We start from the raw sequence: 11,874 nt of genomic DNA, 5'->3' as shown, positions 1-11,874 counted from the left end.
TAGCTTAATTTTACAATCGGCGGTTTATAAAAGCAGTCTTCTTCTCATTTTATTAGTCGTTGGATGGTTATTTTTGTAAATCGCCAAGGTGTCATGACACCTTAGCGATTTTATGGTATCCTTTTCTTATTAACTGACAAAGGAGAGAACATTTTGAACACTTTGATTGCAAAAGACGTTTTTAGATTGCCCGAAATGAATGCAAGATTGTTATCGACTTCTGCCCTTTTATTAGCTCTTGATGTCATCTTATACAAGATAGCGATTGGTCCTGCTTATTTTCAAGTCACATTCGGATTTTTAAGTATGGCACTTATGGGTTATCTATATGGGCCGATCTGGGCTGGTTTGCTTGAAACGTTGTCGAACACTTTGAATTTCACAATATTTGGTTCAGGTACGTTTCAAGTTGCTTTTCTTATCACAGCATTCCTTGGTGGGTTTATCAATGGCTTATTTTTATATCATAAAAAGATAAACCTACTTTCCGTCATCGCTGCCCAACTATTGATTATGATTCCAGTTAGCCTTTTTATCAATTCTTGGCTGATGTCTGTTTTGTTTGGTGCAGATTTCAAAGTGATTTTTCTAGGTAGGGTTATCAGGAATATGATTCAGATCCCTATTCAAATAACGGTTGTTTATTCATTTATCAAAGCTTTAGAGGCTAGAAAAGTGTTTAAACGAGCTGTTTGATTTTATGTACTAAGGTAATATGCTGATTTTGGACCAAACGATAAAGAGGTTGTGACAAAAGAATGGTCACAACCTCTTTATTGTTTCTCACTAAATCCATTTTATTTCATCAAGCGGATAATAAACGAATCTTGCTTTACCTAAAATATCCGTTTTATTGATCGTACCAAATGAGCGGCTATCTTTTGAAACTCTTCGATTATCTCCAAGTACAAAATAACTATCTTCGGGAAGCTTCGATTGTCCCGTCAGTTCTTGTAGTGTGAAGTCCGTCGTATAGGATGCATTTGCATGATCTGACTTTATGTTTTTAGTTAGATAAGGCTCCTTCACTACTTTTCCATTGATCTTCAATTGATCATTTTGGTAGCTAACATTTTCTCCTGGAAGCCCAATCACTCGTTTGATATAAATCGTCCCATCTGCTAATTGAAAAACAACAATATCAAATCGTCTGATCTCCGAAAATTTTTCCATCACAACCATGTCGCCTTGTTTCAACACATTTTCCATTGAATTGCCTTCTACTGGTACAGGGATGAACAAAAATCCCCGCAACATGAACGCAATGAATCCAGAAACAAGTAAGTATTTGAATATAAGCCAGAAGCGATCAATATAGCGTTGTTTTTTTGTCAATCTCTATCAATCCATCCTTCGTTTTTTCCTTCTTTCTTTATTATAAGAAAAATATCAAAAAAATGCGACTAGATAGCTGAAATAAAAATAATTCTTTCTATCAAGCTGTTGGACAAAAAGCGCTTGGATCATAAATGGAAAACCAATTTTTATAAGTCATGATTGTTCTCTAAATATTTTTCCCAAGCTTCGTCAAAAATATCCATGGATGGCAAATAGTCGACATTCAATTCTAGATAACTAGAAATTTCTTCGTAGCTAGAGCTGTGCTTAGGGAATTGGATATCTTTACCGGCTTCTGTAGCAAAAATAGATAAAGTATCATGTGCACCACCGCCTCGCAGTGTCATTAAATAGTGAAAAAAGCTTCGATTCACCCTTCGTTCCTCCAATTTTCTTCAATAAAGGCAGCCCGGCGTGCATGGTTTCTTTTAAAATTTTCAGGATGCTTTTTATAATACTCTTGATGGTCTTCTTCTGCTAGATAAAATGGTTGGGCTGGTTCGATTTTCGTAACGATTGGCTGTTCGAAACGTCCACTTTCAGCTAATTGTTTCTTACTATTTTCAGCAATGATCCGTTGTTCTTCTGTCAAATAAAAGATGACCGGACGATAATTGTCGCCGCGATCCTCAAATTGTCCGAAAGCATCAGTCGGATCCGTTTGCTGCCAGTAAAGTTCTACTAACTGTTCATATGAAATCAATGTTGGATCATAGATAATCTCCACTGCTTCCGTATGTCCAGTCGTTTGGCTTTTTACTTGTTCATAAGTTGGATCTGGTACGTGTCCTCCAGTATATCCTGACATCACTGTATGAATACCCGGAAGCGTATCGAAAGGTTGGATCATACACCAGAAGCAGCCTCCTGCAAATATTGCTCGTTCCATTATTATTCCTCCTCTAATACTACTCATTTGATGTTTTTTTGTTCTCTTTTGTCTTGCTTTCAGTACTGCTGTTGCTAGTTTTGTTTGTATTTGAGTTGCTTGAAGCATCAGAGGTATCTTTTGGCAAATATAGACTAAATCGAATGTCATCATTTACTAAGTCGATTTTATCTGCTTTAATATACATCCCGTTTTGCATTCGGAATTGATCCAATCTAAGCATGATAGTCAAATCATCTGTATTAACTTCGATCCAATCTGGCAATTTATAGTTTCTCTTGATCATATTCATCACATCTTTGATTGGCAAACTCAAGGTTCCAATAGAAAGACTTCTAGCTTTTAGTTGGACATTTCCATTTTCCATCACATAAGGATCAAAATATAAATAGAAATTGATAGGAAAACCTAATACTTCGAAAGTACCATTGAGTAGTGCTTCATTTTCCAAATAGAATTTATATTCGATATCACTATCTTTTTGATACTCACTAAGGAAAAAGCTAATGATTTGATTGACTTTTTCTTTATTTGAATTGATTGTGAGGACAGGATTGCCTTGCCTTTCCGTGAGGGCAGGTATTTCTGGGAGTTCTGGTTCCCGATGAGCAAAAATACGGCTACCTAAAAATACTGTCGAACCGAGTACTACCCCAAGAAGGATAAGAAAAGCGACTTTCCAGTAATTCGTTTTCTTTGATTTGTTTGAAGTTGCTCCAGACCTTGTTTTCATGTTTTTTACTCGTCCTCCTTCTCTAGCCATTGGTTTTGTGTCTCAATCAGCTGATCTCTCACTGCATTTGCCATCAATTGATAACCTAAATTATTCGGATGGAAATGATCTTCTTCGTAAAGCACATTGTTTTTGATGCCATTTAGATTTTCTGTCGTGCTAGTTGTTTGATCTGTGCCTTCTTCTGTGACACCTACTTCTTGATTCAATCCTTGATAAAGCAAGTCATTGATTGGAATAAAGTAGCAGTTCGGCATTTTTTTCGTCACCGTTTCTGTTCCTTTGTTCCAATTATTAACGATGGTCTGCATGTCAGTGATTTCAGGAAAGTTCAAATAAAATGGATTGTAGATGCCTAAAATATAAATTGGCGCAGTTTTATTGAGGGATCGAAATTCTTCCAATAGTTCTGTGACATTTTCCTGATAGTTTTTCATCGGTTTTTTAAAGGAATTGACCGTTAACCCGAACAAATTATTTTGGATAACTTTCATCAAATCATTTCCGCCAACAGTCAGCGTGATAAAATCAGCTGTTTTGATATTGTTTCGAATTTCTTCTTTTGTTTTTACTCGCTTTAAGATCTGGTCACTTCGTTCACCATTTACACCATAGTTTTCTGTTTCAACCGCAGTCAAATTATAGCGGTCTTTTAGATCATTTGCGACAAGGGGAACGAAGCCTCCTTGTTTGGTTTGATCCCCTACTCCTTCAGTCAGCGAATCTCCGATAGCTATGTAGTGAAGTTTTTCTTTTTTATTTGGATCTTTTCTCACAGTAGTTACTGGTTTCATTAGAGGGCCAGCTTTCGGTATGGAAGCAGCTAGACCTGCATAGATGATGATCGCAATTAATAATGGGAACAAAACGAGGATCAAATGCCGTTTCGTTAATTTCATCTTTTCACCTCTTGTATTCGATTGGTCTAATGTTATCAAAAATTTTATCAAAAAGGTAGTCTTTATGAAAAAAGAAAATAATTATTTCCCTATTTTTACAAAGAAAAAGAGAATAAGCTAAAAGCCTTGCAGGCTGAGGGCTTATCCTCTTTTTGACTAGTCTACGTAATACATGATTGCAAACGCGTCTTTACCAGTATGCGTAGCGATAACCGGATTCGTATGCAGTACAGGGATATGCATATCCGGAAACAATTCTTGCAGACCTTCTTTGAATTCTTGTGCCAGTTCTTTTGCATCCGCATGAGAGATGCCGATTTGCCGCACATTTGGCAATTCTTTCAGTTCGTTTTTCAAATTATTGAACCATTTGTCGAACGTTTTCTTTCCTCGCCCCTTCGTTACAGGGATCAATTCAGAGTGGGCGAAATTCATCACCACGCGTATGTTCAAAACACTAGACAGTAAACCAGTCGTTCGGCTGATTCTTCCACCTTTTACCAAGTTGTCTAGTGTGGAAATTCCGATGTATAATTTTGTATTATCTTGTACTTTTTTGACTTCTTCAAGGATTTCCTCTACTGATTTACCTTCTTTTGCTAATTCAGCTGCTCGAATTACCTGAAACGATAATCCTTGGTCAGTGGTATCACTGTCGATAACCGTTACTTTCGTTTTGGTTAAATTACTAGCTTGTCTTGCTGCTTCTACTGTTCCACTCAAGCCTTTTGTCATATGGATCGAAATCACTTCACTGCCGTCTTCTCCTAACTCATCATACATTGAGATGAATTCTCCAATCGGTGGTTGGCTGGTTTTTGGCAGATTTTTTGCTTTCGCCATCATTTCCATAAATCTTTCACCGTCTAATTGGTCATCATCCGGATATACTGTTCCGTCAATCATGATGGATAGCGGCATGACACGAATGCCTAAAGCGTCGCGTATGTTTTTTTCCATCGTACATGAAGAATCTGTTACGATTTTTACGTTTGTCATTATTTTCTCTCTCTTTCTTTAACAAGATGTCTTATTCATGTTAAACTACATGTAAGACAATTTCTATTTTTAGTATAACAGACAAATAATGATTTTTCATTAATTACACCTAGTAAAGGAGCCGTTTTCATGGAAAAAACGAAATTTAATCGAACGTATGAAATATTAAATGAAGTGTTTAATGCAGTCACCCATGGAATTGGGACTGGATTGAGTATCGCAGGACTAGTGATTCTTTTGATAAAGGGTGCCCACTTGCATTCCTCTCTCCATATTGTCTCTTATGCTATCTATGGATCGATGATGATTCTTTTATTTTTAACGTCTACGTTGTTTCATTCATTGATTTTTACAAAAGCAAAAAAGGTGTTCCAAGTATTCGATCATAGTTCGATTTTTCTTTTGATTGCAGGAAGTTATACTCCTTTTTGTTTGCTGAGTATCCGAGGATGGCTAGGTTGGACTTTATTTGTATTGATTTGGTTGTTTGCGATTCTTGGCATTATATATAAAGCGTTGACGTTGCATAAACGCGAGAGAGTATCAAAAGTATCTACGATCATCTATATTTTTATGGGGTGGCTCTGTGTCGTGGCTGCTGTTCCTCTTTATCATTCTCTTGGAATGACTGGTGTTATTTTGATGGTGGCAGGCGGTCTTTCTTACACGATAGGCGCATTCTTTTATAGCTTGAATTCTATCCGCTATATGCATGTGGTTTGGCATTTGTTTGTTATGTTAGGTGCAGGTTTTATGTACTTCTCTGTTTTATTCTTTACTTAATAAAAAAGCTATTGATGGGTCAGCTCTAAATAAAAGCTGTTCCATCAATAGTTTTTTTATCGTCTATTCGCCTGTCCCATTTTTTAAAGGATTCTCATTACGCTGATAGGTTTCAAATTGATGCGGGTAACGATTTTTTTCATCTATTTCTCCTTGACTCGTATTGATCAATGACCAATCAGACCAGTCAACAGGTGGAAAATAAGCATCTCCATCAAATACATGATAGATGACTGTCCGGTATAATATCGTACAAAAAGGTAGAAATTCTTGATAAACAGCTGAACCTCCAGCGATGAAAAAAATACCATCTGTTTCTTTTTCCAAGGCAAGCACTTCTTCTACACTATGCATAACATGCACGCCTTCTGCTGTATAGGAAGAATCTCTAGTCAAAACAATCGTTTGACGATTCGGCAACGGACGGCTGCCCATCCCTTCGAAAGTTTTACGTCCCATCACTAATGTATTTGCTTCTGTCATTTGTTTAAAGAATTTCAGATCATTTGGCAAACGCCAAGGAAGACGGTCTTCTTTTCCAATCAATCCGTTTTCGTCCTGTGCCCAAATTGCAGCTAACATTTTCTCATCCTTTCTGATTTTAAACAGCGATAGGCGCTTTGATCGTTGGATGTGGGTCATATCCTTCTAACTGGATATCTTCCATCTCAAAATCAAATACTGACTGCTTTTCCTGATTCAAAGCTAAAGTTGGAAATGCGCGTACTTCTCGGCTTAATTGTTCTTTCATTTGTTCGATATGGTTGATATAAAGATGAGCATCTCCTAATGTATGAACAAATTCTCCCACCTCTAAACCTGTTTCATGTGCAATCAAGTGAGTCAGCAACGCATAACTTGCAATATTGAACGGAACACCTAGAAAGACATCCCCACTACGTTGATACAATTGGCAGCTTAACCGTCCCTCTTGCACATAAAATTGAAACATCGTATGGCAAGGAGGCAAAGCCATGCTAGGAACATCTTCTGGATTCCATGCAGAGACAATCAATCTTCTAGAATCAGGTGTTTTTTTGATTGCTTCGATCACTTCTTTGATTTGATCAATAAAACCGCCGTCTTTTGTCTCCCAGTGCCGCCATTGATAACCGTAGATGTGGCCAAGATTACCGTATTTCTCAGCAAAGGAATCATCTGTTAGGATCTTTTCGCAAAAAAGTTTGCTCTGCTTTTTATATTCTTCATTGAATTCAGGATCTGTCAAACTTCTATGTCCAAAATCAGTCATATCTGGTCCGTTATAATCTGTACTTTTGATATAGCGTTCAAATGCCCACTCATCCCAAATATGGTTTTTATTTTGTAATAGATAGCGGATGTTCGTATCTCCTTTTAAAAACCAAAGCAGTTCGCTTTTGATCAAGCCAAAAGGTACTCGTTTCGTTGTTAACAAAGGAAAACCTTTTTGCAGATCAAACCGCATTTGATACCCGAATAAACTTAACGTGCCCGTGCCTGTTCTGTCTTCTTTACGATGTCCTTCTTCCAACAATTTTCTTCCTAAGTCAAGATACGCTTGTTCCATCCCTTTTCCTCCTAATCTTCTGCCCATTCACTCAAATATTCCCAACGTGCCATTTTTTCTTCAAGTTGTGCTTCTGTCTCAGATACGTCGTTTTGCAATTCCTGTAATCGAGTGAAATCATCTCCTTGATGATTCATCTCTTCTTGGAGTAATGAGATTTTTTCTTCAAGTTCTGCAATATCCTCTTCAATCGTTTCCCATTCTTTTTGCTCCATATAAGATAATTTTTTCTTTCCAGCAGGTTCCTTGCTCTGTGTTTTTGGCTTCACTTTTTCAGCAGGCTGCTGGAGTTCTTTTTGCTTCAGCAAATAACTGGACATGTTTCCATAATAAAGTTCTTGTTTTCCGTTTCCTTGGAATACCAATAGCTTATCTGCTACCTTATCCAAGAAATAACGGTCATGGGAAACAGTGATCACAGCACCTGGGAAACTTCTGAAATAGTCTTCCAAAATCGTCAATGTTGCTATGTCCAAATCATTGGTCGGTTCATCCAATAATAACACATTGGGTTGTTGGATCAGCAGTTTCAACAAAAACAATCGCCGTTTCTCTCCACCTGAAAGTTTGCCAATCAGTGTCCCATGCATAAATCTCGGAAATAAAAATCGTTCAAGTAATTCTGCTACCCCGATTTGACTGCCATCAACCGTTTTTGCTTCTTCAGCAGCTTCTTGCAAGTAAGCAATCATCCGTTTATCTGGCGCCATTTCTTCATTTTCTTGTGTATAATACGCAAGCCGAACCGTTTCACCGATAGAAATTGTACCGCTATCCAGAGGAATTCTGCCAGCTAGAATATTAAGCAATGTCGATTTCCCTGCCCCATTTTTACCAGTAATTCCTAGCCTTTCCCGAGATTGGATCAGCAAATCTAAATGTTCTAGCAGTGTTTGGTCATTTATACGGTAACTGCCATCTTTGATTTCCAATACTTTTTTTCCTAAACGTTGTGTCGCTAGATTCAATTCTAAGTCATCTTCTTGGTTTACTTGATATAAATTCTCCTTTAGATTTTCGAAACGGTTAATTCGTGCTTGCTGCTTGGTACCACGAGCTTGCACTCCTGCCCTCATCCATGCTAGTTCTTGCTTATAAAGTCGCTTGCGCTTTTCTTCTTGTTCTACTTCTACACGATCACGTTCTGCTTTTTCTAAGACGTAAGCTTCATAATTTCCTTTGTACTCGTATAATTTTCCAAATGAAAGTTCGAAGATCCGGTTTGCTACTCGATCTAGAAAATAACGATCGTGAGTAACCATCAATAGAGCGCCACGGTATTGTTTCAAATAGTTTTCCAACCACTCGATTGCTTGATAATCCAAATGGTTTGTTGGCTCGTCTAGTAATAGTAAATCGGGTTCATCAATCAGCACTTGAGCTAAACTAACTCGTTTTTTCTGTCCACCCGATAGCGTATTGATTTTTTTATCTAATTCACTGATTCCTAATTTTTGCAAAATAATCTTCGCATTGGTATCTGTGGTCCAAGCATCTTCTTTATTCATTTGTTCTTCTGCTTTAGCATAACGTTTTTGCACATTAGGGTCTTCTCCATTTTCCCCTAGTTCGATCAATGCTTCCTCATATGCTCGAACAGTTTGGATCAAGGGACTGTTTCCCTGAAAGACTGCTTGGAGAACAGTTAGTTCATCAGAAAATTCAGCTGCTTGAGAAAGATAACCTATACGGTAATCAGTTGGATAAAACACTGTTTGCCGATCGCCATCGCCGCTATCGATACCAGCAATAATATTTAAGAGACTTGTTTTACCCGTCCCGTTCGTCCCAATCAACCCGATACGGTCTTTTTCGTGGATCAAAAAAGAAATCTGGTCAAACAAATCTTTTTCACCATAAGTTTTTTTGAGGTCAGTTACTTTTAATTCTTTCAACGTGTTCCCTCCTTATCTTGGATATTGTATCATAAAAATAGTGAACTTCAGGAAAAATTTTTTCGAATTTGTTCTTTTTGTGTTCCAAAAAAAGAACAGGACCGATCTGATCCTGTTCTGACATGTTTTGTTTTTATCGTTCTTGAAAATCTATTTTTTTATTTCGTTGCGCTCGATTTTTTTGACTTTGCTCGAAACGCAAATCGGAAAGAAAAGTTATCTGACGGTTTGTTCATCGTGTAAGATTCTAACAAATTGATATTCCTACGGTAGCTATTCGCAGAAAACGTCGTGATTTTCTCAGCAACTTCGTATTCATCAATGATTTTTCTTTCAAGATAGTAACCTCTCAGCATTTTTTTCGTAAACAGGTTATCTTGCTGGATCATCCACGAAGAAATCAAATTCCCCGAGCTCATTTTTATTCCCTCAAGTTTGCGTTGCTGGATAAAAAATTGAAGCATTGTTTCATCATAAATATCAGTCAAGTTATCTAAACTTTCAATAATCAATTGTGTATTTTTTTGATATGTCTCCCTGATTTCTTGGATATCTTCATCACTAATAAATGTCTGACGATCCGCATACCTTCTTTGCCAAAACATTTTTGGGTGGAGAACGATTCGCATCAACCTACGGACAACAATGAACCAAAAGCCGATAAAAGATAAAAATTGACTGGTGATCGAATGTTCGAACCGGGAAAGAAAACGGGAATAAAAGCGATAACCATTAGAAGAAAGTTTACCCGAACGATAACTTTCATCTAATCCGTCGCGTTCGATCGACAAAATCAGTGCTTGTATTTCTTGTACTTCTTGCTTTTCATCATCGGTTAAATCTTCCAAGTACAGATCACGTATCCGTTCCTGGTAATTTTCTATCACTGCTTCAGTGGCTAAAAATTCTTTTGTATCACGATCAATTTCCTTTATTTCTTTTCGCAAAACTTCAACGACCTCTTCTAAGATCATCAAAGCATTCAAATCCGTGCTTTTCGCTTCCTCTGTTTCCGTCAGCATAGGCAAGACAATGATCCCTATGACCAAAGTCACTAAGATGACACCGGCCGTCAAAAACAAAAGTAAAGATCGCTGGTAAAACATCATATTATTGATTGAAAAGGGCAAAATAAAGATCGTAGCCAAACTGACTGTTCCCTTTACACCGCCAAATGTCAAAATCAAGATCTCGTTCAACTGTTTTTTGAACTTTTTACTGCCATCTTTGAATACATAAAAAAGACTGATGGAAATGAATCTAATCACAAAAAGCATAATAGAGATCAATACGATAATTGCTAACAAAAGACCATTTGGATATAAACCGTCTCCCCATACCGGCGAGAATACTTGTGTCAATTCGATTCCTAAGAATATAAACACTAATGCATTCAGTGTAAAAGCAATAGTTGTCCATGTACTGTGGGACAAACTCGACAACTCTGCATCAAACACGGTGATTCTCCTAAAACCAGAAGCTTGGAGAATACCTGCTGCCACCGCAGCAATGATCCCAGATACATCAAATGCCTCTGCCAAGACATAGGCTAGAAAAGGAAGCAAAAGTTCGATTAGCAGATACCCTGTGACATCTTGTGCCGATGCTTTTTCAATCAAATGGATTATTTTTTGTTTGAACCAGACAAGCAAAAAACCGATCAAAGCTCCACCAATACTGGAGACCACTAAACTCACCCCAGCGTTTACTGCGGAAAAAGAACCGGTGATTAGCGCACCAAGAGCAAACTGGAAGGCAGTAACGCCAGATGCGTCATTCAACAGGCCTTCTCCTTCTAAAATATGCATTGCTTTCTTAGGAATATTCACCCGTCCAGAAAGCGAACTGACTGCTACCGCATCTGTCGGACCTAACGCTGCTCCAAAAGCAAAGCAGGCAGCAAGAGGGACACTTGGTAACAGGAATGACAACGTCGCACCTACGCCGACAAGGGTCAAAATGACTCCGCCAAATGCCAAGAACAGAATAGTCCCGAAATTTTTGAGAATCGAAGAAATATCTGCTTTTTCTCCTTCTCTAAATAACAATGGTGCAATGATCATAACCAAGAACAATTCAGGTTCAAAATCAACTGATTGTCCCCACTCTGTCAGACCTAATACCACTCCAAGGAAAATTTGGATCAGTGGAGCTGGGATCATTGGCAAAATGCGGCTAGCTATGTTCGATAAGGTGATCGTTACTGCAAATACAATAACTAACTCAGCAAATTCCATCGTCCATCCCCTTTACTTTTTATTTTGTGTAAGCATTTTTAAAAATTGTTCTTTTTTCTTTAAAATTTTGGTTTCAACTACTTCAACTTGTGTTTGATTTCCCTCTAATTCACACTGTACACGTTTTGACTCCAAACGAAGCAGATCATGTTTCAGACGTTCCAACTGACGATACATCAATATATTTCTTTTACGCAACTTACAAAGTATTTGACGGCGGTCATCCATCGAAAGGGCGCCATAGCGATCATGCAACAGTTTTTTTTGTTGTTCAAAACTTTCTCTCATTTTCTAGATCTCCTATACACAAACTTCCATCATTATAGCAAAGTTCTCTTTGAATGAAAAATATTTCATTGTTTCATCGTTTATTGCTAGTTAGAAATTTCCATAAATTTTTCAACGCCTCATTCTATTCCAAATAGTCTCAGATATCAAGTAAAACTTAAGAAAGATAAAAGTTTCTAACAAAAATAATATTTGTTTTTTTATCATATCCTCCTTGTTCCTTTGTCACAACAAAAACATACTAAGATTAGAGGGGAACATCAT

13 protein-coding genes are annotated in these 11,874 nt (G+C 37.5%); 2 read left to right on the top strand and 11 right to left on the bottom strand.

Features of this window, described 5'->3' with window-relative positions; translation table 11 throughout:
• The first annotated feature begins 153 nt into the window (after window positions 1–153).
• Complete coding sequence (locus HMPREF2731_RS03980; protein ID WP_002313872.1) at window positions 154–696, top strand: folate family ECF transporter S component; 543 nt, start codon at window positions 154–156, stop codon at window positions 694–696.
• 90 nt (window positions 697–786) lie between these two features.
• Here HMPREF2731_RS03980 and lepB read toward each other — a convergent pair whose 3' ends face one another.
• From lepB to HMPREF2731_RS03950, 6 genes are all read right to left on the bottom strand, one after another.
• On the bottom strand, window positions 787–1,335 hold the full coding sequence (gene lepB / locus HMPREF2731_RS03975; RefSeq protein ID WP_070872363.1) for a signal peptidase I: 549 nt from the start codon (window positions 1,333–1,335) through the stop codon (window positions 787–789).
• A 149-nt stretch (window positions 1,336–1,484) separates the two neighbouring features.
• On the bottom strand, window positions 1,485–1,712 hold the full coding sequence (locus HMPREF2731_RS03970) for a YozE family protein (protein WP_002309571.1): 228 nt from the start codon (window positions 1,710–1,712) through the stop codon (window positions 1,485–1,487).
• The gene (msrA, locus tag HMPREF2731_RS03965) at window positions 1,709–2,227 is read right to left on the bottom strand and encodes a peptide-methionine (S)-S-oxide reductase MsrA (RefSeq protein ID WP_002309572.1); all 519 of its coding nucleotides are present in this window, start codon (window positions 2,225–2,227) and stop codon (window positions 1,709–1,711) included. Before msrA ends, HMPREF2731_RS03970 begins: the two co-directional genes overlap by 4 nt.
• Window positions 2,228–2,246: 19 nt before the next feature.
• The gene (locus tag HMPREF2731_RS03960) at window positions 2,247–2,960 is read right to left on the bottom strand and encodes a YpmS family protein (RefSeq protein ID WP_070872362.1); all 714 of its coding nucleotides are present in this window, start codon (window positions 2,958–2,960) and stop codon (window positions 2,247–2,249) included.
• Between the two features lie 5 nt (window positions 2,961–2,965).
• A complete protein-coding gene (locus HMPREF2731_RS03955; RefSeq protein WP_070872360.1) occupies window positions 2,966–3,859 on the bottom strand; it encodes an SGNH/GDSL hydrolase family protein in 894 nt (297 codons plus the stop codon).
• Window positions 3,860–4,015: 156 nt separating this feature from the next.
• Window positions 4,016–4,858, bottom strand: a complete 843-nt coding sequence (locus tag HMPREF2731_RS03950; RefSeq protein ID WP_002309576.1) for a DegV family protein — start codon at window positions 4,856–4,858, stop codon at window positions 4,016–4,018.
• Between the two features lie 129 nt (window positions 4,859–4,987).
• On the opposite strand from HMPREF2731_RS03950, the gene HMPREF2731_RS03945 reads away from it, so the two are divergent.
• Window positions 4,988–5,641, top strand: a complete 654-nt coding sequence (locus tag HMPREF2731_RS03945; protein WP_002309577.1) for a PAQR family membrane homeostasis protein TrhA — start codon at window positions 4,988–4,990, stop codon at window positions 5,639–5,641.
• Window positions 5,642–5,704: 63 nt separating this feature from the next.
• Here the strand turns inward: HMPREF2731_RS03945 and HMPREF2731_RS03940 are convergent, their stop codons facing one another.
• The 5 genes from HMPREF2731_RS03940 to HMPREF2731_RS03920 all read right to left on the bottom strand — a co-directional run bounded on the left by HMPREF2731_RS03940 (window position 5,705) and on the right by HMPREF2731_RS03920 (window position 11,610).
• Entirely contained in the window at window positions 5,705–6,223 is a 519-nt protein-coding gene (locus HMPREF2731_RS03940; RefSeq protein ID WP_002313876.1) for a dihydrofolate reductase, read from the bottom strand.
• A gap of 19 nt (window positions 6,224–6,242) precedes the next feature.
• The gene (locus HMPREF2731_RS03935; RefSeq protein WP_002309579.1) at window positions 6,243–7,190 is read right to left on the bottom strand and encodes a thymidylate synthase; all 948 of its coding nucleotides are present in this window, start codon (window positions 7,188–7,190) and stop codon (window positions 6,243–6,245) included.
• 11 nt (window positions 7,191–7,201) lie between these two features.
• A complete protein-coding gene (locus HMPREF2731_RS03930; protein WP_002313877.1) occupies window positions 7,202–9,085 on the bottom strand; it encodes an ABC-F family ATP-binding cassette domain-containing protein in 1,884 nt (627 codons plus the stop codon).
• A 158-nt stretch (window positions 9,086–9,243) separates the two neighbouring features.
• Entirely contained in the window at window positions 9,244–11,322 is a 2,079-nt protein-coding gene (locus HMPREF2731_RS03925) for a cation:proton antiporter (RefSeq protein WP_002309582.1), read from the bottom strand.
• Window positions 11,323–11,334: 12 nt separating this feature from the next.
• A complete protein-coding gene (locus HMPREF2731_RS03920; protein ID WP_002290188.1) occupies window positions 11,335–11,610 on the bottom strand; it encodes a hypothetical protein in 276 nt (91 codons plus the stop codon).
• Window positions 11,611–11,874 lie beyond the last annotated feature (264 nt).

This window comes from Enterococcus sp. HMSC072F02, from assembly GCF_001837725.1.
Lineage (GTDB): Bacteria > Bacillota > Bacilli > Lactobacillales > Enterococcaceae > Enterococcus_B > Enterococcus_B lactis.
The sequence above is the reverse complement of the archived record's forward strand: the minus strand, read 5'-3'. Positions and strand labels throughout refer to the sequence as shown.

Coding starts and splice junctions, on each gene's coding strand:
- HMPREF2731_RS03955 (WP_070872360.1), bottom strand. CDS start 3,859: ATGAAATTAACGAAACGGCATTTGATCCTCGTTTTGTTCCCATTATTA.
- HMPREF2731_RS03925 (WP_002309582.1), bottom strand. CDS start 11,322: ATGGAATTTGCTGAGTTAGTTATTGTATTTGCAGTAACGATCACCTTA.
- HMPREF2731_RS03950 (WP_002309576.1), bottom strand. CDS start 4,858: ATGACAAACGTAAAAATCGTAACAGATTCTTCATGTACGATGGAAAAA.
- HMPREF2731_RS03940 (WP_002313876.1), bottom strand. CDS start 6,223: ATGTTAGCTGCAATTTGGGCACAGGACGAAAACGGATTGATTGGAAAA.
- HMPREF2731_RS03935 (WP_002309579.1), bottom strand. CDS start 7,190: ATGGAACAAGCGTATCTTGACTTAGGAAGAAAATTGTTGGAAGAAGGA.
- HMPREF2731_RS03960 (WP_070872362.1), bottom strand. CDS start 2,960: ATGAAAACAAGGTCTGGAGCAACTTCAAACAAATCAAAGAAAACGAAT.
- HMPREF2731_RS03945 (WP_002309577.1), top strand. CDS start 4,988: ATGGAAAAAACGAAATTTAATCGAACGTATGAAATATTAAATGAAGTG.
- msrA (WP_002309572.1), bottom strand. CDS start 2,227: ATGGAACGAGCAATATTTGCAGGAGGCTGCTTCTGGTGTATGATCCAA.
- HMPREF2731_RS03920 (WP_002290188.1), bottom strand. CDS start 11,610: ATGAGAGAAAGTTTTGAACAACAAAAAAAACTGTTGCATGATCGCTAT.